26 protein-coding genes and 1 pseudogene are annotated in these 23,234 nt (G+C 41.3%); 17 read left to right on the top strand and 10 right to left on the bottom strand.

Annotated features, from left to right (window positions below):
• The first annotated feature begins 158 nt into the window (after nt 1-158).
• Nucleotides 159-1,199, top strand: a complete 1,041-nt coding sequence (locus J7I96_RS02690) for a YkvI family membrane protein (protein ID WP_214768773.1) — start codon at nt 159-161, stop codon at nt 1,197-1,199.
• Nucleotides 1,200-1,249: 50 nt separating this feature from the next.
• Here the strand turns inward: J7I96_RS02690 and J7I96_RS02685 are convergent, their stop codons facing one another.
• A complete protein-coding gene (locus J7I96_RS02685) occupies nt 1,250-1,876 on the bottom strand; it encodes a hypothetical protein (protein WP_214768771.1) in 627 nt (208 codons plus the stop codon).
• A gap of 193 nt (nt 1,877-2,069) precedes the next feature.
• Nucleotides 2,070-2,246 (bottom strand): YkvS family protein, encoded by a 177-nt coding sequence (locus tag J7I96_RS02680; RefSeq protein ID WP_064505160.1) that lies wholly within the window; start codon nt 2,244-2,246, stop codon nt 2,070-2,072.
• Between the two features lie 452 nt (nt 2,247-2,698).
• Between J7I96_RS02680 and J7I96_RS02675 the strand changes: the two genes are divergently transcribed.
• On the top strand, nt 2,699-2,893 hold the full coding sequence (locus J7I96_RS02675) for a hypothetical protein (protein WP_095389998.1): 195 nt from the start codon (nt 2,699-2,701) through the stop codon (nt 2,891-2,893).
• Nucleotides 2,894-2,940: 47 nt separating this feature from the next.
• Here the strand turns inward: J7I96_RS02675 and J7I96_RS02670 are convergent, their stop codons facing one another.
• Nucleotides 2,941-3,435 (bottom strand): sigma-70 family RNA polymerase sigma factor, encoded by a 495-nt coding sequence (locus J7I96_RS02670; protein WP_214768769.1) that lies wholly within the window; start codon nt 3,433-3,435, stop codon nt 2,941-2,943.
• A gap of 646 nt (nt 3,436-4,081) precedes the next feature.
• Nucleotides 4,082-4,900, bottom strand: coding sequence for a thermonuclease family protein (locus J7I96_RS02665; RefSeq protein WP_214768767.1), 819 nt, complete (start codon nt 4,898-4,900; stop codon nt 4,082-4,084).
• Nucleotides 4,901-5,079: 179 nt separating this feature from the next.
• Here J7I96_RS02665 and J7I96_RS02660 point away from each other — a divergent pair, with 179 nt between their 5' ends.
• The 7 genes from J7I96_RS02660 (at nt 5,080) to J7I96_RS02630 (ending at nt 11,111) form a co-directional block, all read left to right on the top strand.
• Nucleotides 5,080-5,709 carry an ABC transporter ATP-binding protein gene (locus tag J7I96_RS02660; protein WP_214923008.1) on the top strand — a complete coding sequence of 210 codons (630 nt, stop codon included), beginning with the start codon at nt 5,080-5,082 and terminating at the stop codon, nt 5,707-5,709.
• Entirely contained in the window at nt 5,709-6,494 is a 786-nt protein-coding gene (locus tag J7I96_RS02655; RefSeq protein WP_214768765.1) for an ABC transporter permease, read from the top strand. The genes J7I96_RS02660 and J7I96_RS02655 overlap by 1 nt, the downstream gene beginning before the upstream one ends.
• A gap of 202 nt (nt 6,495-6,696) precedes the next feature.
• The gene (locus J7I96_RS02650; RefSeq protein WP_034314127.1) at nt 6,697-6,963 is read left to right on the top strand and encodes a phosphocarrier protein HPr; all 267 of its coding nucleotides are present in this window, start codon (nt 6,697-6,699) and stop codon (nt 6,961-6,963) included.
• Nucleotides 6,963-8,681: a phosphoenolpyruvate--protein phosphotransferase gene (gene ptsP, locus J7I96_RS02645; RefSeq protein ID WP_214768763.1), complete on the top strand. Its 1,719-nt coding sequence runs from the start codon at nt 6,963-6,965 to the stop codon at nt 8,679-8,681. The genes J7I96_RS02650 and ptsP overlap by 1 nt, the downstream gene beginning before the upstream one ends.
• A gap of 304 nt (nt 8,682-8,985) precedes the next feature.
• Complete coding sequence (locus J7I96_RS02640) at nt 8,986-9,771, top strand: SDR family oxidoreductase (RefSeq protein WP_214768761.1); 786 nt, start codon at nt 8,986-8,988, stop codon at nt 9,769-9,771.
• Nucleotides 9,772-9,777: 6 nt separating this feature from the next.
• The gene (locus J7I96_RS02635; protein WP_285289407.1) at nt 9,778-10,680 is read left to right on the top strand and encodes an NAD(P)-dependent oxidoreductase; all 903 of its coding nucleotides are present in this window, start codon (nt 9,778-9,780) and stop codon (nt 10,678-10,680) included.
• A gap of 65 nt (nt 10,681-10,745) precedes the next feature.
• Nucleotides 10,746-11,111: a hypothetical protein gene (locus tag J7I96_RS02630; RefSeq protein ID WP_034314117.1), complete on the top strand. Its 366-nt coding sequence runs from the start codon at nt 10,746-10,748 to the stop codon at nt 11,109-11,111.
• 101 nt (nt 11,112-11,212) lie between these two features.
• Here the strand turns inward: J7I96_RS02630 and J7I96_RS02625 are convergent, their stop codons facing one another.
• Nucleotides 11,213-12,361: an aminotransferase A gene (locus J7I96_RS02625; RefSeq protein WP_214768757.1), complete on the bottom strand. Its 1,149-nt coding sequence runs from the start codon at nt 12,359-12,361 to the stop codon at nt 11,213-11,215.
• Nucleotides 12,362-12,515: 154 nt separating this feature from the next.
• Here J7I96_RS02625 and corA point away from each other — a divergent pair, with 154 nt between their 5' ends.
• Nucleotides 12,516-13,490 carry a magnesium/cobalt transporter CorA gene (corA, locus tag J7I96_RS02620; RefSeq protein WP_214768755.1) on the top strand — a complete coding sequence of 325 codons (975 nt, stop codon included), beginning with the start codon at nt 12,516-12,518 and terminating at the stop codon, nt 13,488-13,490.
• Nucleotides 13,491-14,038: 548 nt separating this feature from the next.
• Entirely contained in the window at nt 14,039-14,944 is a 906-nt protein-coding gene (locus J7I96_RS02615) for a chemotaxis protein (RefSeq protein WP_048678203.1), read from the top strand.
• Nucleotides 14,945-14,999: 55 nt separating this feature from the next.
• On the opposite strand, the gene J7I96_RS02610 is transcribed toward J7I96_RS02615, so the two are convergent.
• The gene (locus J7I96_RS02610) at nt 15,000-15,506 is read right to left on the bottom strand and encodes a YkyB family protein (RefSeq protein ID WP_095389989.1); all 507 of its coding nucleotides are present in this window, start codon (nt 15,504-15,506) and stop codon (nt 15,000-15,002) included.
• Between the two features lie 295 nt (nt 15,507-15,801).
• A complete protein-coding gene (locus tag J7I96_RS02605; RefSeq protein ID WP_396020056.1) occupies nt 15,802-16,110 on the bottom strand; it encodes a hypothetical protein in 309 nt (102 codons plus the stop codon).
• A gap of 162 nt (nt 16,111-16,272) precedes the next feature.
• On the opposite strand from J7I96_RS02605, the gene J7I96_RS02600 reads away from it, so the two are divergent.
• Together J7I96_RS02600 and crcB are read left to right on the top strand one after the other, a co-directional pair.
• On the top strand, nt 16,273-16,653 hold the full coding sequence (locus tag J7I96_RS02600; RefSeq protein WP_214768751.1) for a fluoride efflux transporter FluC: 381 nt from the start codon (nt 16,273-16,275) through the stop codon (nt 16,651-16,653).
• The gene (crcB, locus tag J7I96_RS28725; protein ID WP_214768749.1) at nt 16,650-17,012 is read left to right on the top strand and encodes a fluoride efflux transporter CrcB; all 363 of its coding nucleotides are present in this window, start codon (nt 16,650-16,652) and stop codon (nt 17,010-17,012) included. The genes J7I96_RS02600 and crcB overlap by 4 nt, the downstream gene beginning before the upstream one ends.
• Before the next feature lie 171 nt (nt 17,013-17,183).
• On the opposite strand, the gene J7I96_RS02590 is transcribed toward crcB, so the two are convergent.
• Nucleotides 17,184-18,047 (bottom strand): metallophosphoesterase, encoded by an 864-nt coding sequence (locus J7I96_RS02590; RefSeq protein ID WP_214770071.1) that lies wholly within the window; start codon nt 18,045-18,047, stop codon nt 17,184-17,186.
• A gap of 163 nt (nt 18,048-18,210) precedes the next feature.
• On the opposite strand from J7I96_RS02590, the gene J7I96_RS02585 reads away from it, so the two are divergent.
• On the top strand, nt 18,211-20,067 hold the full coding sequence (locus J7I96_RS02585) for an SLC13 family permease (protein WP_251025099.1): 1,857 nt from the start codon (nt 18,211-18,213) through the stop codon (nt 20,065-20,067).
• Here J7I96_RS02585 and J7I96_RS02580 read toward each other — a convergent pair.
• Nucleotides 20,068-20,240, bottom strand: a pseudogene (locus J7I96_RS02580) (transposase); the annotation flags it as partial. It abuts the gene before it with no gap.
• A gap of 466 nt (nt 20,241-20,706) precedes the next feature.
• On the opposite strand from J7I96_RS02580, the gene J7I96_RS02575 reads away from it, so the two are divergent.
• The 3 genes from J7I96_RS02575 to J7I96_RS02565 all read left to right on the top strand — a co-directional run bounded on the left by J7I96_RS02575 (nt 20,707) and on the right by J7I96_RS02565 (nt 22,863).
• Entirely contained in the window at nt 20,707-21,912 is a 1,206-nt protein-coding gene (locus J7I96_RS02575) for an EAL domain-containing protein (protein WP_214768745.1), read from the top strand.
• A 74-nt stretch (nt 21,913-21,986) separates the two neighbouring features.
• Nucleotides 21,987-22,214, top strand: a complete 228-nt coding sequence (locus tag J7I96_RS02570) for a hypothetical protein (RefSeq protein WP_034314096.1) — start codon at nt 21,987-21,989, stop codon at nt 22,212-22,214.
• 169 nt (nt 22,215-22,383) lie between these two features.
• The gene (locus tag J7I96_RS02565) at nt 22,384-22,863 is read left to right on the top strand and encodes a DUF3993 domain-containing protein (RefSeq protein ID WP_214768743.1); all 480 of its coding nucleotides are present in this window, start codon (nt 22,384-22,386) and stop codon (nt 22,861-22,863) included.
• A 71-nt stretch (nt 22,864-22,934) separates the two neighbouring features.
• Here J7I96_RS02565 and J7I96_RS02560 read toward each other — a convergent pair whose 3' ends face one another.
• Nucleotides 22,935-23,168 carry a glutaredoxin family protein gene (locus J7I96_RS02560; RefSeq protein ID WP_214768741.1) on the bottom strand — a complete coding sequence of 78 codons (234 nt, stop codon included), beginning with the start codon at nt 23,166-23,168 and terminating at the stop codon, nt 22,935-22,937.
• Nucleotides 23,169-23,234: the final 66 nt, after the last annotated feature.

The raw sequence follows: 23,234 nt of genomic DNA, 5'->3' as shown, positions 1-23,234 counted from the left end.
GCATTTGGAATGATGCTTCAAAGTGAAATGCATAGGGGGTTTCAGACTGCACTGTGAGAGAATGAAACCGAGGAAAAAAACAGCCGACGAAAGGAATATTGCCCGGCTTGTCTTAAATGTCCCTTCCTTACATATAAATGTAGGGAGGAGGGGAGAGTATGCTGTCAAGGTGGTCAGGGAGTTTTCAGATTGCAGCGGTTTATGTAGGCACAGTCGTCGGTGCAGGATTTGCAACTGGAAAAGAGATTGTCGAGTTTTTTACCCGTTATGGTTTTTATGGCTTTATCGGGATTTTAATAGCAGGTTATATTTTCATTTTCACCGGGACGAAAATCATGATCATTTCAGCAAGGATCAGAGCATCTTCGTATGAGGAGTTCAATCAATTTCTATTTGGGAAGAAAATAGCAGGAATCATCAACTTCTTTTTCCTTATCATGCTGTTAGGGGTGACGGCTGTCATGATTTCGGGTTCAGGAGCCGTTTTCGAAGAACAACTTGGCGTGCCTAAAAGTATAGGAAGTTGGTCTACGATCATCCTGGCATCCTTGGTCCTGATGATGGGCATGCGTGGTGTTTTCACTGTGAACTCATTTGTTGTGCCAATCATGATCTGCTTTAGCGTGATTCTTTTTTTCTCGACTTTAGGTAATGGGGATTTCTTTAAGACCCTTACAAAAGTTCCGGATGAAGTGATCACCGTGAAAATGATTTTGTCACCCTTTGCCTACACAGCCTTTAACCTCGCTTTGGCACAGGCTGTGCTGGTTCCGGTTGCTTATGAAGTTCGAGATGAGAAGGTCATTAAGCATGGAGCAATTCTTGGAGGGATATTCCTGACCATCATTTTATTGACGGGGCATTTTTCACTTATGACACTTTCCGACGTGAATCGTTATGAAATTCCTTCAGCAGTTATTATGAGAACGGCGGCCAGTCAGTTGTATTGGATGTTCATTTTGGTGATATACGGCGAGATATTCACTTCGGTCATCGGAAACATATATGGCTTACAGAGGCAAATCAGCAGTTATATTAAATTGCCAAGCATGCTGATCATAGCGGTGATTTTTTTAATAGCATTAATCATTAGTGAATTCGGATATGGAAGGTTACTAGGATATATTTATCCGGTTTTTGGATACATAAGCCTCCTTTTTTTAGTGCTGGTCTGGAAGAGCAAGGCAGGCAAGGAGTAATGGAGAACGGGGGGCCTGACCCTAGCCCTCCGTACCAGGGGGGGCTAGGGTCACCTTTTCATCAGCGTCTTAGCCATCTCTAGAAAAGCATCCCGGTAATCTTTATCTTTTTTCGTGAACATAGTTAAGCGGACGGGTGCTTTTTCATCCTTGAGCAAAATGGAAGTGATGACATCATCGCCACTTTCCACTTCAAATCCTGTGCCGCTCTCGATATCGAATGAAGGATCCCTAATCGTTTCTGAAATGCTTTTCAGCTGGGCTTGAACGTTTTCTTCCACCTCATCCCAACTGACATCGCCCTTCAACAATTCGATTCTCATATAAATGGAGGCATCTTCAATCAGGAACACAATATCTTTTCCAGGTTCTTCGGCACTTAACCTGAATTGTTGCAAAACATAGAGGCTGAACGGTTGATTATCGCTTTTTTTTAGGAATGCTGTTTTTTCTTTTGCTTCCCCATTCATTGTATACTGCAGGTTTTGCTCCATCAGTCTTATTTTGTTATCGCTTCGGTTATTACGATTGCCTCGTTGAGAAGTGTTGCCTCCGTTCTCCTCTTTTATTGAATCTTCCTGTGGCTCATCTGCATTTTCGCCTGTGGTCGTACCGCAGCCAGTCAGCAGAAAAGCGGCGAATGTGACACTGCCAATATAACGTGTCCAACAAGTCATGTGTTTCCCCCATCTTTCTGATAGAAATTTCAAACTGGATATACCTGAATCACATACAGGTGCTTTGCCCTTTAATGAATTAGACGGCATGAAATGGAAATGGTTACAAAAAGCGGGGGAATCGAATGGGACGATTGCTAAAAAGTGAAAAACGGAATGGTCATCTAGTAACCATCCCGTTTGATAAATTGAATTATCCTATGATTTTATAATTTTTATGGTTTACGACTGTTTTTTGTTCAAGCTCCAAATCACGATAATTTTCCATATACGTGACGTCCACGATTACTGAGTTCTCGTTCACTTTCTCGACGATTCCTTTTAAGCCTTCTCTAAATTCAATGATATTTCCAACTTCCGCTTTCTTCATGGTAATCATCCTTTCCCATTTTGTTTCCAATGATCAAAAAGTAACAATGGAGTAATTGGATTCTTCGAACATCTTGCCGTTTAGATTTTGACGTGGGAAGTGCTAGTAAGAGAATTAGTTATCTCTTATGTCGGTACAGTAAGCTAAACTTTTAAAAGGAGGTACGATTCTTGTAATGGAGCGTTGTAAAGATGTGGCATAATTTGGTATTTCTTGCAAACGCAGTTATGCGTACCAGTATGTAATTATATGCACAAAAAATGCCAATCATTTTACATTATGATATTTTAATATACAGTTTGCACTATTTTAAAGCATTCGTAAAGAATAATGTAGTAAGTGGGCAACAAAAAATTCTGATTTATATTAAGTGGCAAGCTTATGTTAAAATGAAAACGGAATTTCTCCTGTCTGAAAATGATGGAACATTCGATAATTAAGGAGGATAATATATGAATGCAGAGGAAGCAAAAGAAGTACTCGATAAATTGGCAAATCGGGAAATGGAAGAGTTCCGGATAACAAAAGAAGAGTTTTTAGCTTTTCGTGAGGTTCTTGTTAAAAGGGATGACTTTAAACATTTTCGGGGAAATGCTCAACATAACGGTGTGATAATTTATACGTATTTAGAAGAAGCGAGAAGTTGATGGATGTATAATTGGGGGTGGCTCATGATTGAGCCACCCCCAATTATTTATAATGGAAAAATCAATTGTTTCCTTAATTTATTTAAGGCGGACTTTCTCCATGATTTGACGGCTGCAGTAGTAACTTGATATATCTCAGCGATTTCAGTCACGGTTTTATTTTCAAGGTATGTCTGTAAAAGCCAGCGTTGCTGATTCAGTGTCAATCCTTCCGTGTAGGTTAATATATTATCGATGGCAAAGGCTTCTTCATGCATTGAAAAAGGATCTTTAATCATTTCTAATAGGAAAGAATCAAAGGGGGCGGTACGGATTTCATATTTATGATGATGCTTTAATTCGTTCAGAATTTTGCCTTTGATTACCGTATAGGCATAGTTGGAGAAGTGTCCGTATTCCTCATTGAAATTCCCTAATGACTCCCATAAAGCGATCAAGCCTACTTGAAAATATTCTTCCTTATTTTTATAGATGGAAAGTGAGCGGATAATATGATGGATCATCGGGGTGAAGTCTTCCGTTAGCGTCGAGAAATCTTTCATTAAGCAAGTCACCTTTAGAAAGTGCACTTTCCTGTATTCCCGGGTGCTTATACCATAAATAAATCGATCGGATAAAGCCAAATGGCATAACCGAAAAATGGCGGTATTAATAAGTGGGTTTTAAAGGAGCTAAAGAGAACCTTATTGATGAGAAAAGGATAATTGAGGAAATGATGAGTGTGTGGGACCAAATGAAAAAACACATCCTAAGATTGGATGTGCCGAAACATGATGTTCCGTTTGTCGACAAGGGGAGTTTGGAATGGCCTCATTTAAAACAAGGATATATTTTATAGTTCAACTTTGATTTCCACTTCATCATCTGGGAGCCTCCTCGGCGCGCCTGCGGGGGTCTCCTTAGACGAGCTTTTCCCGCAGGGGTCTCGTACCTTCCGTTCCAATCAACTTTGTGTTATTTAAAAAAACAGCTGGCTCGTCTTATCCCAAATCCTATTTAAGACTAGTTTGTATTTCATGTTTTTTTCTGTAATCCTTAATGGATGGAATTTGCTACACTCCAGCCGAATAACTGGCTGGCCGAGACCCCGCAGACGCTTACGTCGAGTAGGCTTGGCAGACAGTAGGCGGAAGGGGAGCGGATTTTTGAAATCAACTCGATCTTTTTTTAATAAAACCAATGTATTTGTTAACTTTGCGATTTTCTGAATCCAGCATCCTGTGCATCTTTTTCCGTACAAAACATTTCTTCTGGTTTAGTTATTTCGTAATATTGGCCCGAAGGAATGTGATAAATTTTATTGCCTTTGGAATTAATATTCCCTTTAATTTGCGGGTTATTGCAAGACCCAGTGGGCTTTTCCACGGATGCTTCTTTTGACTTCGAATCATCGAACCCTTTTGAAGTTGCATAGTTTTCAATTGACCAAATACCGATTTCGTCTTGTTGGGCTTGTTTTTGAATATTTTCCAATTCATCAAGGTATTTCGTGTTCGGTGCATAAACATAGGCTACCCTTGCCAGGCCTTTTTCCAGCAGGAGTTTATTCACCATTTTACCATCAACATAAAAATAGGCCAGCAGCCGGCCGTATTTATCTCTTTCACCTATGCCGGTTTCTACTTCCACTTTAGAGCCCGTAGGCATGAGTCCCTTTGCGAACTTGCTTGCTTCAGGTCCAAAAGGCTGAACGGGCTTGGATGGGTGCACGGTTTCTGGAGTATCTATCAACAGGAGCCTGACCGTTTCTTCATTTCCATTAGTCATTTTGATTTTTACTGTATCTCCGTCAATAACTTTGATGATTTCGGCTGTGAATGTCTTGCCTTTTTCTTCATTTAAAGAATCCGCACTGGAACGGGTGTCTTCGTTGGAAAGTGAATTTTCCTGTTGGGATTGATTGATCACGTTATCTGAAGCTGCCTGGCAGCCAGACAACGTGATCAGGCAAAGTGCAGTAAGGAGAAAAACATTCAGGTAAGAATGTAAAAAGGAATTTCCGTTCATGATAAGTCCCTCCATTTATTAAGGTGTTTTCCACGTCCGTCATGGATATATTCGGCAGGAATAATACTAACCTATAAAAATGCGAAAGAAAATGAAAATCTTTACATGCATCGCTACCCCGGATCAGGATTGTTTCTTATAATGATATGGTGGAGTAAGGGAGGCAGGCGGTTCAAATGATATTTAGGCTGGAAAATATTAAATATAAAGGGATTTTGAATATTGATGATTTGTTAATACCGGCGTGTATGGTTACTTGTTTGACTGGGGAAAGCGGTGCAGGAAAAACCTCACTGCTACGATTATTGAACAGGATGGATGACCCGGATAGCGGTTCGATTTATTATCATGATCAGTTGCTGGATGAATTCAACCCGATAGAGCTCCGGCGTAAAGTCACAATGCTTTCTCAGGCACCATTCATTTTACCGGGTACGATAGAAGAAAATCTTCAGATTGGCCTGGAACTGACAGAACGGGAGAAAAAGGATAAAGAAGAATTGGTTAAAGCACTAGGAACCGTCCAGTTGCAGAAGTCCTTAGACGAGAGTGCGGAGAATCTTTCTGGCGGGGAGAAACAGAGACTGGCACTGGCGAGGTTACTTTTATTGAAACCCGAGGTGTATTTACTGGATGAGCCGACTTCAGCTCTTGATGAGGAAGCCGAGCTGACGGTAATGGGCCGTTTTTTAGAAGAAGTAAAGCGGGAAAAAGGAACGGTCATCATGATAACCCATTCAAAACAGCTGGCGGACATGTGTGCTGAACAGAGGATCATTCTGAAAAAGGCGAGGGAGAGTGACTATTAATGGAGTCGAATGGGATAATAGATATTGAGTTCTGGCGTCTTTGTGCGGCCTACGTGTTTGTAGTGATTCTGCTCATAATCGTGAAATGGCGCGGGATTGCACGGGAAAAGCAAATCATGCTCGCCACGGTGCGGATGACTGTCCAACTCATTCTCGCAGGATATGTTTTGACATATATCTTTGAAAATCCGCATCCATTACTTTCTTTAGGATTTTTATGTGCGATGGCCCTGTTTTCCATCCATAATATTTTTAAGCAAGTGTCCCATACTCTTAACAAGAAAATTAAAAGGATGGTTATCTTAAGTATGTTGTCAGGTCCCATGGCTGCATTGTTTTATTTTAATGTGGTCGTGATCCATTTCACGCCATGGTACGAGCCGAGGTACTTCATTCCAATTGCAGGGATGATCGTGGGGAATGCCATGACCGGAGTGACATTGGCGCTTAAAAACCTCCATGATGGGATTAGCGGTAATCGTGAAAAGGTAGAAGCGATGTTGATGCTTGGAGCGACTCCAGCGAGGGCTGTGAAGAATTATGTGGATGCTGCATTCGACTCGGCTGTGCTCCCGACTTTGAACAATATGCTCGGGATGGGGATTATCTTCCTTCCAGGAATGATGACAGGGCAAATCATGTCGGGGATAAGCCCGCTAATTGCTATTGAGTACCAGATTGCGATTCTGATTGGTATTCTCGGAAGTGTTTCATTAACGGTGGTCCTTTTCATTATGCTGAGTTTCAGGGCTTTTTTCAACAAAAATGCCCAACTGTCCATTTAATCATTGAAGAATCTGAAAAGTAATAGTTGCAGTTCCATCTATATTTTTGTACTATTTTGTAGGTACCAATAGTTTTGGTTTGTTTGTTGGGAATGATAATGCTATCCTGATAAGGAAAAGGGCATTTCTTTTTTCATTTGGATAGAGAAAACCCCTTACATAACCTATTTTAGTTAATTTATCTTAAAGGAGATTGATTTATATGGTAGAAAAAACATTTACAGTAACTGCAGAAACAGGAATTCATGCTCGTCCGGCAACATTGCTAGTACAAGCTGCAGGAAAATTTGATTCAGAAATAAACCTTGCATATAAAGAGAAAAAAGTGAACCTTAAGTCCATTATGGGTGTAATGTCCCTAGGTATCGGCAAAGGGGCGGAAATTACGATTTCTGCTGAAGGAAGCGATGAAAACGATGCACTGAACACACTTGCTGAAACGTTGAACAGAGAAGGATTAGCAGAATAATGTCCACTTTGATTAGTGGAATAGCAGCTTCAAACGGAATAGCCATCGCTAAAGCCTATCGACTGACTGAGCCAGATTTATCGATTGTAAAAAGAAGCATAGAAGATGTCGGGGCTGAAATATCCCGTTTTAAGGAAGCTATTCAAAAGTCAACAAATGAATTGGAAATAATCAGGGATAAAGCCGAAAAGGATCTAGGGGCCGATAAAGCCGCAATCTTTGACGCACACCTGCTTGTTTTGGCTGATCCGGAACTTATCACCCCAATTCAGGATAAAATTCAATCAGAAAACGTCAACGCAGAGTTTTCTTTAAATGAAACCGCAAGCATGTTCATTACGATGTTTGAACAAATGGATAATGAATACATGAAGGAACGAGCAGCGGATATCCGTGACGTCACGAAACGGGTGCTGTCACATCTTTTAGGTGTTCATATTCCTAATCCGAGCATGATTGCTGAAGAAGTGATCATCATTGCGGAGGATTTGACTCCATCCGATACAGCACAGTTGAATCCGGCATATGTTAAAGGATTTACGACCGATATCGGTGGACGTACATCCCATTCAGCCATAATGGCCCGTTCATTGGAAATTCCAGCAGTCGTTGGAGCGAAGTCAGTGACCTCTTCCATTGAAAATGGTGACCTGGTCATAATTGACGGGTTAAAGGGTGAAGTCCACATCAATCCCACTCCTGAACTCGTGAAACGCTACGAAGAGGAACAGGAAGCCTATGCTAGGCAAAAAGCTGAGTGGGCGAAACTTGTTCATGAAAAAACCGTTACGAAGGATGGCCATCATGTGGAATTGGCAGCCAATATTGGCACGCCGAAAGATCTGGAGGGCGTACATCAAAATGGCGGTGAAGGCATCGGGTTATATCGTACGGAATTTCTTTATATGGGCAGAAATGACTTTCCAAGTGAAGAAGAACAGTTCGAGGCATACAAAGCGGTGCTGGAAGGAATGTCAGGGAAGCCTGTAGTCGTCAGGACGCTTGATATAGGCGGAGACAAGGAGTTGCCTTATTTAGAGCTTCCTAAGGAAATGAACCCTTTCCTTGGCTACCGTGCGATTCGCCTTTGCTTAAATGAGCAGGAGATTTTCCGGACTCAGCTCCGTGCCCTGCTTCGTGCAAGCATTTACGGGGACTTGAAGATCATGTTCCCGATGATTGCCACACTGGCGGAATTCCGCGAAGCTAAAGCCGTCTTGGCTGAAGTCAGGCAGGAATTGCTTGATAATGGTATTCAAGTTGCTGAAAAGATTGAAGTCGGAATCATGGTTGAAATCCCTTCAACTGCAGTGATGGCGGATATATTTGCTAAGGAAGTCGATTTCTTCAGCATAGGCACTAATGACTTGATTCAGTATACGATGGCCGCTGACCGAATGAATGAGAGAGTATCTTATTTATATCAACCATACAATCCAGCGATTTTACGCTTGGTTAAAATGGTCATAGATGCAGCTCATAAAGAGGGGAAATGGGCCGGAATGTGCGGGGAAATGGCTGGAGATGAAGTGGCCATCCCGATTTTAATCGGATTGGGCCTTGATGAATTCTCAATGAGTGCCACTTCGATTTTAAAAGCACGTTCTTTAATTAGCCAACTTTCGCTTGAAGAGATGAAAAAACTATCACAGGAAGTTCTAGGGCTGGACACGAATGATAATGTGAAAGAAGCGGTTGTTAACGCTTTGAAGAAGTAATTAAATCAGGAAAACAGCACCGCATCAATTAGAACCTTCGGATGGGGTGCTGTCCTGTAATGGTTTAATTTAAAGAAAAAATGTTTATTGCACCAAAATAGGGGTAAATAAAAACCAAGCACAGTTGTTTAGCTCTTTTAGGGCAGCTGACATTCTCATTTCCCCCTTTGAAGCCGGTTGGTTATCCAACCGGCTATTTTTTTGCAAATAAAAAAGCATGAGAATGATTATTCAGATTTTTCACTTTACGGTTATAACGATATAATGGAATTATATTTTTAAGAAGATGGAGGTTAAATATGATATGGAATTACATCTGGAAAAGAAAAATGCCTTGATTTTAGCTTCAAGTCAAGGTTTGGGAAAGGCTATGGCAGCCGAATTGGTTAAAGAAGGAGCAAATGTCATGCTAGCCAGCCGTGATGGAGAAAAGCTAGCCGCCGTACAAAGGGAATTATCGCAGCTTGGGACGGGTAAAGTTTCTTATATGATAACGGATATAACAAAAGCTGAAGATATTAAAAGCCTGGTTGCGCAAACCGCTGAAGAATTCGGCGGTATCGATATTCTTATAAATAACGCCGGAGGTCCTCCAGGAGGTTCTTTTTCAGATTTCAATGATGAAGAATGGCAACAATCTTTTGAACTTAATTTACTAAGCTTCATAAGGACGATCCGCGAGAGCTTGCCACACTTAAAAAAACAAGGCGGGAAAATCGTTAATATTGCTTCTTCATCCATTAAGGAGCCGATTTCGGGACTGATATTATCGAATACATTCCGGACGGCAATCGTTGGTATGTCGAAGACGTTAGCTTCAGAATTAGCACCAGACAGGATTTTGATCAATACAGTCGGTCCAGGAAGAATCGCAACGGATCGCGTTCAGCACCTTGATAAGATGAATGCAGAGAAACAAGGCGTCACTCCTGAGGAGATGACTGAACAATCCATTAACAAAATCCCTCTTGGGCGTTATGGGGAACCCGAGGAATTTGCAAAGTTCGTTACTTTCCTTGTTTCAGGTGCTAATACATATATAACGGGGCAGTCCTATTTAGTTGACGGAGGAATGATAAAGTCCATTTAAGTTTTTTTGAAACAAAATGATTGGGAGGAATCTGCATTGATGCAATCGAACAAAGTGATCGGCTTCATTGGTTTAGGAGTTATGGGAAAAAGCATGGCCGCACATCTACTTAAGGCGGGGTTTGAGGTATTTGTTTATACAAGGACTAAAGATAAGGCAAGTGAACTGCTCTCACAGGGAGCGAAGTGGGCAGCTGCTCCAAAGGAAATTGCGCAAAAAGCTAATGTGATCATTTCCATGGTGGGATACCCCAGTGATGTGGAAGAAATCTATCTTGGGGAAAATGGCCTTATCGAGAACGCGAAACAAGGAACCTATTTAATCGATATGACTACCTCGACTCCAACTTTGGCAGTAAAGATAGCAGAGGAAGCGAAGAAAAGGGGCATGGAATCATTGGATGCACCGGTTTCCGGAGGGGATATCGGTGCTCGTGATGCAAAGCTAACGATCATGGTCGGCGGGTCTAGTGAGGCATTTGAAGCGGTCCGGCCCATTTTTGATATCCTTGGCAGCAATGTTGTCCATCAAGGCCCCGCTGGCTCAGGACAGCATACGAAAATGTGCAATCAGATCGCCATCGCATCCAACATGATCGGAGTGACTGAAGCGATTTCCTATGCCAAAAAGGCGGGGTTGGATCCGGACCGGGTATTAAGAAGCATATCATCGGGATCTGCCGGGAGCTGGTCATTGTCCAATCTCGTACCGCGGATGGTTGAAGGGGATTTTGAACCTGGTTTTTATATTAAGCATTTTATCAAGGATATGAAGATTGCACTTGATGAAGCGGAAAGAATGGGGATGGACGCTCCTGGATTAAGCCTGAGCAAATCCCTGTATGAGGGGCTGGCAGAAGCTGGCGAAGAAAATAGCGGTACACAGGCATTATATAAACATTACAATTAAGTGCTAGCATTTCTTTAACATGAATAAGCTGATAGCGACAGCCTTTACAAAAAGGAGTGAAAGCTATGGGCGAATTCGATGATATCAATATGAAATTCCAGGAATTAGAAGATGGTCGATATATTGTAAGGATTGAAGGTTTTAAACGAGAAAAAACCATTCATCAAACAAAGCCCATTCGTTGGGATTTGAAATTAATGAATGAAAGTCCGCTAATCTTGCCGGTGAAATTCAGTCATATCGAAACGAATGCCGGTTTTCAGATATTGATGCGCGAATTGAAGAGCTTAGGTTTTTCAAAGCCGCGCTCCGCAAAGGAATTTGAAGAAGTGATGGCTGATTTACTTGGGTCCATCGTTGAAGTGAGCCTTACCACGACAAATAAGGAAGAAGGATATCGGGAAATTCGATTTTTACGAAGATTGTATTAGTTGGTGGCAAGGTGAAAAACCTTAGGTAGCCTGACATCCTTGAAAATTGGAAAGTGGCCTTCAATTGTCCATTCAATTGAAGGCCACTATTTTTTTTGCGACTACTTTTTAGCTAAAAATGCTTCAATACGGTCCAAGGCCTTTTCCAGGGTCTCCATGGAATAGGCATAAGATATCCTGAAGTACCCTTCGCCAAGGGGAGAGAATGCATCTCCAGGGACCACTGCCACTTTTTCCTGTTGAACAAGCTTGAGGCAAAAATCAAGGGAAGAGGCATAGCCTTCAGGCAGCTTTATAAAGAAGTAAAAGGCACCATTCGGTTTGACTATTTCCAGTTTCATCGCTTGTAAGCGACCGTACACGTATTCCCGTCTCCGTGCATACTCAGTCTTCATGGGTATTGCATCATTTCTGCCTGCCGTCAATGCTGCCAAGGCAGCTCTCTGCGATATGGAGGCGGCACATGTCACATTGTATTGGTGAACCTTCAGGAGATGCTGAGAGATGGCTGCAGGCGCAAATAGAAGGCCGATCCTCCACCCGGTCATGGAATGGGACTTGGACAATCCGTTCAGGACGATGGTTTGTTCTTTTAAGAAAGTGGCAATCGAAACATGCTCCTGATCGAATACCAGCTCACTGTATATCTCATCAGCCAATATGAAGATGTCCTTGCCCTTAACAAGTTCTGCGATGTCCAATAATTCTTCGGCAGTTAATGTAACTCCGGTCGGATTCGATGGATAGGGCAGAACGATGCACCGAGTGTGTTGAGTTATGTACTTTTCAAGTATATCTGCCGTCAAACGAAATCCATTTTTTGTTGTATCGGCATAAACAGGTGTTGCGCCGCACATCTTAATGATGGGTTCGTATCCCGGATATACCGGACCCGGTAATATTACTTCGTTCCCTGGGATGAGGATCGTCCGAAAGGCAATGTCTATGCCTTCGCTGGCACCAGAGGTCACGATCACTTCATTCGCCGGATCATAGTTAAGCTTGTATTTATCTTTTACATAATTTGAAGCGGCTTCCCTTAATTCCAGATAGCCCGCATTGTGAGTATAAACGGTATGGTCATTATCGATGGCTTGTTTTGCCGCTTCTTTGATATGCATCGGAGTTGGAAAGTCAGGCTGCCCTATCGTTAAGGAAATGGTGCCTTCGATATCAGCGACCATATTGTAGAATTTACGGATTCCTGATATTTGAACGTCTTTTACTAGAGGGTTTATTAAATGTTCCATCTATGAATATCCTCCCTTTTCTAACTACATGAATGATGTCCTGTTTGACTCATTCATTCTATTTTATCATTTAGTGTGTAGGGGGAGAAATCTTTTTGAGATTCATGAATTAAAGGTATAATGTATGATAAGAAAATTTTGAGGGTTGATACATATGATAAGGACTTGCGCAATTACTTCAAATCATGAAGTCAGTTTTGGTTTACCGCTAACGGAAATGGATAATCCGGATATCGAGTGGTACTGGGTGGATTTTTCCAATCCAACAAACCAGGAAATCGAACTTTTAACCAATCATTTTCACTTTCATCCGCTGGCAATTGAAGATTGCCTGGATGATTTTAATCAACGTCCCAAAATGGATTTTTATGAAGGCTACCAATTTCTAGTGATTCATGCTTTAAGGGAGAAGGTATTTAAAGCAGTGGAATTGGATATGTTTGTTGGTGAAAAATGGATAGTCAGTTTTCATAAGGAAGATTTACTTGAACTGGAAAAGGTATGGGAAGAAATTGCCGGTAATAAAATGTTGAAGCAAAGTCCATTTTTCTTATTGCATAGGATAATTGACAGGATCGTCGACGAATTCTTCCCGCCTGTTTATAAAATTGAAAGCGAATTGGGCAGCATAGAGGAAAATACTGAAAATGACGCGATTAACGAATTGATGGATCAGCTTTTTGATTTACGTACAGATATGTCCAGGCTCCGTCGGACCATATTGCCGATGCGTGACTTATTGTACAGGATGATTTCATCGGAGCGTCTGAATTACTTGAAAGATCAGCATCTTTATTTTAATGACGTGTACGATCATCTTCTTAAATTGACTGAAATGCTTGAATCGTATCGAGATTTTTCGTCCGATATCCGTGATAGCTATTTGTCTGTGAACTCTAATAATATGAATTCGACGATGATGACATTGACTGTCATCACTACCATTTTCATGCCGCTGACCTTCATAGTGGGCGTATATGGGATGAACTTTGAATATATGCCCGAATTAAATTGGCATTATGGATATTTTCTCATTCTTGGAACGATGGGCGGTATTGGCTTGATGATGTTTTTATTCTTTGTAAAAAAAGGTTGGCTCAATCCAAAGAAAAGGTCGGGAAAGAGATAAGAATTAGTTGGGAAATTGTTGAGTATGCAGTATTTTGTTTGCACGGAGGGGTTTGAAGGGATAGGCTTACGAACGAAATGGTGGCGGAATGACAGTGGTGAAAAATAGCTTGGAATAAGGGGGACTCAGAGGGGTCCCTTTTTGGTTTGGGCTTTAATAAAGGCTCTTTTCGTAAAGATTGTTGTTTTTAAAACGAAACGATTTAAGGTTGATTGGAGCGGAAGTGCGAGACTCCTGCGGGAGCAGCGGGACAGGAGAGACCCCACTGGCGTTTACGCCGGAGGAGGCTCACCGCCCGCCCCGCGGAAAGCGAGCATCTGGAGGGGAAATCAACCACAACTCACTACCTGGTAAATAGCAACAAAGTATGTGAAAACAGCCTTAATAAATGATCACTTCTGGATTTTTTTTATCCATGCTCTAAACAAAAGAAATATTTAACCGAATTATTAGGTATGAAGTTCATTGATGAAACCATGATATTTTTCCAAGCGGTTTAATGATTTATGGAATTTTGAAATGAAAAAGCAGAAGGGCGAGATGAAACAGTGGAAGCAAATAAAGGAATATTACTGGAAAGTGGAACGAATGAGCTTGAGATAGTGGAATTCGGTCTCGGAAAGAATAAATTCGGCATTAACGTAATTAAGGTGAAGGAAATCATCAATCCTGTCCCCATCACGCTTGTCCCTCATTCCCATCCAAATGTGGAGGGGATCATCGAGCTTCGCGGAGAAGTCCTGCCAGTTGTGAATGTCGCGGATGCTTTAGGGTTTCCTCCATCTGAAACTCCTGAGCAGGATAAATTCATAGTGGCTGAATTCAATCAGCAAAAAGTGGTTTTCCATGTCCATACGGTAACACAGATCCACCGTATTTCCTGGTCCCAAATCGAAAAGCCTTCGGATATGTATCAGGGCCTTGAAAGTCAGATTATCGGAGTAATAAAATTAAATAGTGAAATGTTACTGTTACTCGATTTTGAAAAAATAGTGGTCGAAATCAATCCAGAATCAGGAATAAACATCCAGCAGGTAAAAAAGCTTGGTATCAGGCAAAATTCTGACAAGAGAATCCTGATTGCTGAAGATTCACCATTACTGAGAAAGCTGCTGTTCGATACATTGTCAGAAGCAGGATTCAAGTACTTGGAGTTTTATGAGAATGGACTTGATGCATTTAATTATCTTGAAAATTTGATTGAATCAGGAAAAGTGGTTGAAGATGAAGTGCAACTGGTGATTACCGATATTGAGATGCCTCAGATGGATGGACATCATTTGACTAGAAGAATAAAGGAAAACGGGGAACTCGCTGGGCTGCCGGTGATTATTTTCTCTTCTTTGATTACTGACAGCCTGCGTCATAAAGGTCAGGTCGTAGGGGCTGACGCGCAAATCAGCAAGCCTGAAATTGCAGAGCTTATAAAGTTGATAGACAGATTGGTATTATGAATGTGGAAATGGGCCGATGAGGCGTTACCTCACGGCCCGTTTAGTTTATCAATGATCAATACTTGGAACCTTTTCCTAAAAAGGAGGATGGGAATGGATTGTGAAAAGGTTGCTTGACCGACCTGCGCCCGTGAGCCCTTTTCTCGGTATTGGTTGTGTTCGGTTGTTTTTCACCTGCTTGTCCAACGTAAGATTGCAGGATCTGTTTGGCCTTTGATAATGACAACGCGGCTTTAGGGTTCCGTATGGAGGCTGCCCGGCTGCCGAGATGGGGTAGTTTTTTCAAATCTTCCTTAGTGGGAGGTAAATGAAAAACATATGATCCGCATTCGACAATGACGTCGGATTGTTGTGCTGCAAAGCGAGGGTTATCAGAGAAATGAAGTCCAATCTTCTTCGCTTTTCCTTCTTGCATAAGCTTGCTTAATGCGAGCCTTTTTAAATTATATAAATTCTTTGGCTCCAATGCAGTCTTTGCATGTTTATTGACAATAAACACGGCTTGGGCAAGGGAGTTTATCGAAAACTCATCCCTTTCAGAATGTCCTTTCGTTTGGTTCATTAGTGGAAACTCCTTTTCTTAATAAGGTTAGAAGGACGTTACATACAGACTTCCTTCAGGAAAAACCCGTTTTATATGCTTATTGGTTGAAATAGAGACGTGTGTGCAACTAGGCAGAAAATAGTGAAAAGATTAAGCATGTACATCTCTAGGGTATGACCATCATTTCCCAACACTTTACCATCTATTCATTTTCATATTATACCACTTCAAAATATATAGGGAAGTAAAATTCAATCGGACTCCCTTTTGGTCCAAGAAAAAGAAGGCGTTTATGTCGCCTTCTGTCCAACTCTTATTGTGTGTAGATATTGATATTTTCAGATACCCCAGCCTGTGCGCCGAATTGTTGTTGCTGGTAACCCTGAAAGCCTTGATAGGGAGGGTACGCTGGATAAGCAGGGTAAGGAGGGTAGGCGGGGTATGGAGGAGGATATGGAGGATAGACAGGTGGACGGTTATTGAATAGCAACGGTCCAATTGCCAATCCTGCCACAAAAGCTACAGGAGCCAATAGCGGAAAGAAAGGAAAGAAGCGCTCGTCATTCCAATATTCAGGTCCATATTCATTCCCATATGCATTTCTGTAATCGTTTTGCAGCATTATGGTTTGTGGATAATGATAGTAAGGTAAATACTGTGTTTGCATAATTAGCCTCCTTTTCTCAAATTCTTTACATAGTATGGATTTTTTAAAGAAAAGAGCCTGTTTCATCATAATCTGTTATAATGAAGCTACTTATGATAAAAATTTGGGGTGACCTTGATGGATCGCTTTAAAAGCATTTTTGCAGTCGGTTTTGGAGGAGCGGCTGGAGCGATATTGCGTTATTACGTAATCTTGACTGCCGGGCATTCCTTCTTCCCGCTTGGAACCCTCTTAATAAATATAGTAGGCAGCTTTTTACTTGGAATGATAAATGGGTATTTCGCCTCAAAAAAGAAATCGTTGGTTTTTATGGCGCTAGGCAGCGGGTTTTGCGGCGGTTTCACCACGATGTCCACATTTTCTCAGGAAGTGGTGAATCTCCTGCAGACTTCTCTGCCATTGGCGGCAATGTATCTTGGAGCCACGCTTTTATTTGGTTTGGCCGCTGGTTTCCTTGGACTGGGCCTGTTTAAAAAACGGAGAGGTGAGGCTCTTTGATTGAGGTTCTTTCAGTTTTTATAGGAGGCTTTTGTGGGGCAGCCTCTAGATTTGTCTTGCAGATTATTTTTAATAGGCTATTGCCAGCCGTCTCGATACCCGTTAGCATTTTACTGATTAATCTTATAGGATCCTTTGGGCTGGGAATGGTGTTGCCACAGAAAGAAAGCTGGGCTTTATCTTTGCAGGTTTTTCTGACGATAGGTTTCCTGGGCGCTTTTACGACCTTTTCAACATTCAGTATGGAAACACTTGAACTTATTAGAAAACACCGTTATATAGATTGCCTTATCTATATAACGGTGTCTGTTTTAGGTTGTATCGGCACTTTCCTATGTGGGTATTTAAGTACGGTATAACCTTTATGGCAATTACCATGGGTGCTGGTAAAAAAAACCTGGTTTTCTCAGATATACATCTAATGCTATAATTCATAAGAGTCGATTACAAATGATTCATGGCAACTAGTTGTTTTATCCGCACAGGTTTTGTTAATAAGTCTGGCGGTTTTCACCTGTGTTCTTTTTCTATCATTTTTCAGCTTGGAATTCGTAAACAGTTAACTCCGGACGTGAAAGAAAACGATAGGGGAGACGGGTAGTGCCAAGGCCTCTATTAACATGTAACGTTAATGAATCGATTTCATACGTGCCTTCCCGGTACTTTTCAGCGTATGGGGGAGTTACCAGGGCACCGGCGAAGGGAATTTGCACTTGACCTCCATGACTGTGACCGCTTATTTGATACTGGATGTCGTAAGTCCTTGATATGTCGGCAAGGTCAGGTGCATGTGAAAGCATGATGGTGAACACTTCTTTCGGGATGCCGAAAAGGGCTTTTTCAAAATCCGGCTTTCCTAGCATGGCATCATCAACACCGGCAATGATTATTTCTTCAGCCGTTAATAAGGTTATCGTAGCTGAAGTATTTTGCAACATGGTGAAATGGGATTTTTCCATGATATCGCTGTAAATTTCTGAGCCATATCCCCCATGATCATGGTTACCGTAGATGCTGAATTTGCCAAGCGGTGCTTTGAGCTGATTCAAAACGAGAGGGATTTTCTGGTGAGCCTTGTATTTATTAGGCTGGTCCATTAAATCTCCAGTAAATAAAATGACATCAGGGTCCAGTTCGTTTATCTTATTGACAATTGCTTGTAAATCTTTAAGCTGAAATTGAAAGCCTAAATGCGTATCGCTGAATTGGACCATTTTCATGCCATGAAAACCTTTTGGAATAAGCGGATGGCTGACGATTTTATGCTTGGTTTCCAACCATTTCGGCTCCAAATTATGGGCATAATAGTTTCCGCCAATACCTAAACCAGTTAAGGTAGCCAAAGTACCAAGACTTTTCTTTAGGAATGTTCTTCTGGAAATGGGTTTATTCAAATTAATCAACCTATCTAATATAAAAATGTTACTTCCTCATACTAACAAACAATATACATAAATTGAAGAAAATATCTTCTATAAGCTTATGAAAAACATGTAAACTGGGGTTTGATGAAACCGTATCCGGTTTGAAATTGAACATCTATACGGAGGTAACATGATGACCGAACCAATGTTTATTACACTGATTATACTTCTATGCGCGATTGCGCTTTTTATACAAGGAAAATTTCGAGCAGATTTAATTGCACTTAGTGCACTATCCATTCTGGGGTTACTGGGGATTCTTACATTGGATGAACTAGTGGCAGGATTTGCGAATCAAGTGGTCATCATGCTGGCTGGGTTATTTATAGTCGGTGCAGGCCTGTTAAATACAGGGATCGTTGAAAAAGCAGGTAATAAGTTGTTGGGTTTATGTGGGGGCAGTGAATGGAAATCGCTGCTTATCGTCATGCTGACAGCAGGAATATTAAGTGCTTTTTTAAGCGGAACTGGAATTGTTTCCATACTGCTACCGCTCGTCATGAGCATGGCCTTACAACAAAAAACAAGTCCTACAAGGTATTTATTGCCCCTTGCCTATGCAAGCAGTATTGGAGGGCTATTAACACTTACGGGTACTCCCTCCAATATGATCGTCGCTGATGTACTACGGCAAAATGGAATAGGGAATTTATCATTTTTTGACTTTACGCCTGTGGGCTTAGTCGCCTTTGCAGCAGGGGTATTCTTCATGTTGACACTCGGACGCCTGTTGCTTCCCGAGAAGACCATTGCAGCGAACAATAGTGTAAAGGGACTGTCGGCAGGGGAGCTTGCCGGCATGTACAAAGTATATGACCGATTGCATTATCTGCATATACCCGCTACTTCCGATATTGTTGGGGAAAGGCTGTCGGACCTCCAGCTTCCTATTCAGTATGAATTGACTTTAATTGAAATCCAGCGGAAGCCAAAGGATAAGCAACTGCCGCTGCTGCAAAGGCAGCAGACGATTTCAGCCAGGGCGGATGAGGTTCTTCACCCTGAAGATATCATTTTGGTGTTTGGAGAAGAAGAAGCAGTTGAGAGGTTGGCACTTAACTATGAACTGGAATTTAAACATTTCAATACCGAACAAATAAAGAAACATTTTCTTAGCAGTAGATTTGGATTGACGGAAATATTGATCGTCCCGAACTCGGATTATGAAAATCAAACTTTGATAGATGTCCATTTTCGTGAGAAATACCAATGTAATGTACTGGCAATCAATCGGAATGGTGAATATATTCAAGCGGATGTCGGAACGGAACGCCTGAAACCGGGGGATGCAATCCTGATACATGGAGAATGGGAGAACATTGAAAGGATTTCCTCGGATTTGCAGGATGTCATCGTTATTGGGAGTACATCGGAAGATGGCTCTCCGGTGAATTCCAGGGGCAAAGCGTGGATTGCCTTGGGAATCACTGCTTTGATGGTCATTCTTTTATCGATGGAATCCGTCCCTGCTGTACTGTCGGTATTGACGGCCGCATTATTGATGGTGGTTACTGGCTGTGTCCGTTCGATGGAGGATGCTTACCAAAAGATTAACTGGGAACCTGTGCTATTGATAGCCGCCATGTTCGGAATAACGGCTGCATTGGATAATACGGGTGGAGTGAGAATGATAAGTGATTGGCTCGCCGTTTTATTCAGTAATATCGGAGCACACGGCACTTTAGCGGTCTTTTACCTCCTGACACTGATCCTGAGCCAATTCATCCCGTATGGAGCCGCGACGGTTATCATGACGCCCATCGCCCTGACATCTGCGGTTAATCAAGGAATCGATCCACTTCCTGTGTTTCTATGCCTTGCCGTTGCTGGCAGTTTGGCGTTATCCACTCCAAGGGTTGCCACTACCAACGCGCTTGTCATGACGGCAGGTGATTACAAGCATAAAGATTTTATCATGCTCGGGATATCCATACAGATTTTCATTGGCGTTATCATGGTGATCACGATACCATGGTTCTTCCCTTTTTGATCAGACTGAAGGCATTGTTCCATTTATGGACAATGCCTTCAGTTTCTTTAAATTAATCGCAGCGAAAGTAAGCATCGCAGCAATCGACAATTTTTTAAGTCCCCTTAAGGTATTCAATGCATACCATGCTTTTCTTTTGCACCTGCGGATACAAGCTCAATCGTTTCTTTACGTTAGCATATATAGGTTTTATATCTTGATGATGACAAAGATATGCATCCTGTCATATCTAGTTTTATTAATTCTATTTAAAACCATGAAGACTTTAGGCAAAGGGCTCTATCTAAAAGTTAAACAAAGTTGATTGGAGCGGGTGTTCGAGACTCCTGCGGGAAAAGCGAGGCCAGGGGAGACCCCGCAGGCGCAAAGACGCCGAGGAGGCTCCCGGACCGCCCGCGGAAAGCGAGTGCCTGGAGAGGAAATCAGCGTTCATTTACAAACCATAAAAAATGGTAGGCATTGTTCCGGACAATGCCTTTTCAATGTATTTCTTTTCAAAACGATAGGATGAATGGGGAATTTTAGTGTATTGAAAAAAGAGTTATGCAGTAGGAATTAAAATTATTTATTATCAATGCAAGAAACTAATGGTATAATTTTGGCATATTGGTGTTTTCGTAATTAGGGGGAAGATGCATCATGGATACAGAAAAGATATTAAAGAATTTAGACAGGGTGACACCATTCTTTCAACCGATTTTCAGTGCAGATCAACATCAGGTAATCGGGTATGAAATTCTAGGGCGCTATGAGGAACAATCTGAATATAAAAGCCTTGGCCCATTTTTTCACGATTCTGCAGTGCCGGAAGAGTATAGGGTGGAAGTGGATAATTACGTACTTGAAATTGCCTTGGAGAGAATAAAGGACTATGGTGAAGATTTTCTTATCTTTATCAACAGAGATCCTAATTTGCTTATGCTGGATCATGGCGAAGAATTCATGGAGATTTTACATCGTCATTTTCAACCGGAGGAAATGCACCGGGTCGTGTTGGAATTATCAGACACGATCAGTCCGGAAAACTTAGATCCTCTGCAGCATGTGCTTGCTTACTTTAAAACATATGGGATTAAGATAGCTTTAGATCATTTAGGACAAGATACACAACTGGACCGAATCGCACAGATTTCTCCGAATATTTTAAAAGTTAACCTGGACCAGCTTCGCATCTCAGGTGGAGATGCCTATCAGGTCATCCTGTTTTCTTTAAGCATGCTCGCACGTAAAATCGGCGCCAACTTACTATTTGAGAACATTGAATCCGAATACCAGCTTCGCTTTGCATGGAAGAATGGGGGACGGTATTATCAAGGGTATTTCTTGGCGAAACCGGAGGGCGAATTCATTAATAAAGATTTACTTCGTGAAAAATTCCATCAAGAATGCCAGTCCTTCATTTCTTTAGAGACCAAGAAGCTTGAAGCCGTTTATCAAAAGACTTTGCAATTCAACGAGAATATGCAAAACTTCTTAAAACATCATAAGCGGGCCGGCTCCCATGAAGAGTTTCTCGGAGTTTTGGCGGAAAAATTGGATTCCATATGTTTTCGTCTATATATATGTGATGAAGAGGGGTATCAAAAATCCCCCAATATCCTCCATAAGGACGGTCAATGGATAGTCCAACCGAGTTATATGAATAAAAATTGGAGCTGGAGACCTTATTTCCTCGAAAATATTGTAAAGATGCGTAACGAGAAAAAAGGAAGGCTATCCGATTTATACAGTGATATTGAAACGGGGGAAACCATTCGGACCTTTTCCTATCCACTGAATAATAAAGAATATATTTTCTGTGATCTTTCTTATAGTTATTTATATGAAAATGAAGCACTATTATAAAAAACGATTCATGAATATAATCGCTTTAAATGTGTAACGATAAGCAGAAATGATGCGCTTGGAGGAGACATATTTTGAGCACGTACATCTGGATTCTAATCATAATCGTTACAGTCATGGCGTTATATCTGCTCTTTTATACTTATTCTGTAGCAAGGGCACAGAAAGTGAAAGCCAGTTATGATTCGACTATCGATGATTCAGTTAAGGAACATCCTTATTTAAAGAACCCGATATTCGTTTCTCTATTTATTGGGACGATTTTGGTTGCCGGTTTTATTTTTTACTATGCTTTTCGATAGTTGTAAGAAGAAGATTTCAATATCATGAAATCTTCTTTTTTATTGTGAAAAATGGGCGATGGGTTCAAGGTTTGATTTTGTAGTTTGGCTTTGATCTGGACGGGTATTGAAAGACATAGGCAAAAATCCGAATCATTAGGAGAAATTCTATAACGAGGAGATGATTGTAATGAGTAAGTATTTAGTTGCATGTCTTGCCAGCGTCCTTTTATTTTTAAGTGGGGAGGTCACTGCTTCGGCGGAGGGCTTACATAGAGAGGAAGTACTATCTTTAATACATGATGCCATGGAGAATCAGGTTTCGATCAGTGAGGAAGTACGTTCTAAGGAAGCGATTGAAGGGAAGTTGGAAAAACATTTCACTGGTGATTTCATCGAGAAGTTCGTCCAAGCGAATGTAGTGAAAGTGGATGGCGGTTATACCGCATTTGGTTCAGATTTTGCTCCGTATTATATCCCTTTCTTCAGTTACGATAAGAATACGGAAATTGTATATGGGAAAAATGGTGATGTCATTTATGTTCAGGAAGAATTCCAGGACAATGGGGACGGACCTGTATCGATGGAAAAACATGTTGAAGCAGTTACTTTGAAAAAGGAAAATGGAGCTTGGAAGGTAACGGATGTAAAGTATGAAAACAGAAAATAGAATTGGGGATTTTTAAAGGAAGCTGAAATGAAAAAGCCTAGAGAAGGCCACAGCCTTCTCTAGGCTTTTTGTTATATATTCAATTCCTTTTTTATTTCGTCCAATTCAAAACCAATAATGGCTTTCCCGTCGATGACGACCGTTGGTGTGGAATAAGCCCCATATCTATTGGTTAGTTCTTTACGTGCATGCCCATCTGCTTTAATATCTTTTTCTTTGTATACTATATTATTATCATCAAAGAACATTTTCATGATTTTGCAGGGAGGGCAATCAGGTTGGGTATAGAGTGTAACGTCTTTCATTTCATTCCTCCATATATGCTTTAGTAAGGTACTTTTTCATTATAGAGAATGCCAAGACATTTGAAT

The organism is Bacillus sp. ISL-78, from assembly GCF_018613455.1.
GTDB lineage: Bacteria > Bacillota > Bacilli > Bacillales > DSM-1321 > Peribacillus > Peribacillus frigoritolerans.
This window is presented reverse-complemented; position numbering and strand designations above follow the sequence as displayed.

Excerpts from the sequence above, each read along its gene's own strand:
- J7I96_RS02690 (WP_214768773.1), top strand. The coding sequence starts at position 159 with ATGCTGTCAAGGTGGTCAGGGAGTTTTCAGATTGCAGCGGTTTATGTA.
- J7I96_RS02685 (WP_214768771.1), bottom strand. The coding sequence starts at position 1,876 with ATGACTTGTTGGACACGTTATATTGGCAGTGTCACATTCGCCGCTTTT.
- J7I96_RS02680 (WP_064505160.1), bottom strand. The coding sequence starts at position 2,246 with ATGAAGAAAGCGGAAGTTGGAAATATCATTGAATTTAGAGAAGGCTTA.
- J7I96_RS02675 (WP_095389998.1), top strand. The coding sequence starts at position 2,699 with ATGAATGCAGAGGAAGCAAAAGAAGTACTCGATAAATTGGCAAATCGG.
- J7I96_RS02670 (WP_214768769.1), bottom strand. The coding sequence starts at position 3,435 with ATGAAAGATTTCTCGACGCTAACGGAAGACTTCACCCCGATGATCCAT.
- J7I96_RS02665 (WP_214768767.1), bottom strand. The coding sequence starts at position 4,900 with ATGAACGGAAATTCCTTTTTACATTCTTACCTGAATGTTTTTCTCCTT.
- J7I96_RS02655 (WP_214768765.1), top strand. The coding sequence starts at position 5,709 with ATGGAGTCGAATGGGATAATAGATATTGAGTTCTGGCGTCTTTGTGCG.
- J7I96_RS02650 (WP_034314127.1), top strand. The coding sequence starts at position 6,697 with ATGGTAGAAAAAACATTTACAGTAACTGCAGAAACAGGAATTCATGCT.
- ptsP (WP_214768763.1), top strand. The coding sequence starts at position 6,963 with ATGTCCACTTTGATTAGTGGAATAGCAGCTTCAAACGGAATAGCCATC.
- J7I96_RS02640 (WP_214768761.1), top strand. The coding sequence starts at position 8,986 with ATGGAATTACATCTGGAAAAGAAAAATGCCTTGATTTTAGCTTCAAGT.
- J7I96_RS02630 (WP_034314117.1), top strand. The coding sequence starts at position 10,746 with ATGGGCGAATTCGATGATATCAATATGAAATTCCAGGAATTAGAAGAT.
- J7I96_RS02625 (WP_214768757.1), bottom strand. The coding sequence starts at position 12,361 with ATGGAACATTTAATAAACCCTCTAGTAAAAGACGTTCAAATATCAGGA.
- corA (WP_214768755.1), top strand. The coding sequence starts at position 12,516 with ATGATAAGGACTTGCGCAATTACTTCAAATCATGAAGTCAGTTTTGGT.
- J7I96_RS02610 (WP_095389989.1), bottom strand. The coding sequence starts at position 15,506 with ATGAACCAAACGAAAGGACATTCTGAAAGGGATGAGTTTTCGATAAAC.
- J7I96_RS02605 (WP_396020056.1), bottom strand. The coding sequence starts at position 16,110 with ATGCTGCAAAACGATTACAGAAATGCATATGGGAATGAATATGGACCT.
- J7I96_RS02600 (WP_214768751.1), top strand. The coding sequence starts at position 16,273 with ATGGATCGCTTTAAAAGCATTTTTGCAGTCGGTTTTGGAGGAGCGGCT.
- J7I96_RS02585 (WP_251025099.1), top strand. The coding sequence starts at position 18,211 with ATGACCGAACCAATGTTTATTACACTGATTATACTTCTATGCGCGATT.
- J7I96_RS02575 (WP_214768745.1), top strand. The coding sequence starts at position 20,707 with ATGGATACAGAAAAGATATTAAAGAATTTAGACAGGGTGACACCATTC.
- J7I96_RS02565 (WP_214768743.1), top strand. The coding sequence starts at position 22,384 with ATGAGTAAGTATTTAGTTGCATGTCTTGCCAGCGTCCTTTTATTTTTA.
- J7I96_RS02560 (WP_214768741.1), bottom strand. The coding sequence starts at position 23,168 with ATGAAAGACGTTACACTCTATACCCAACCTGATTGCCCTCCCTGCAAA.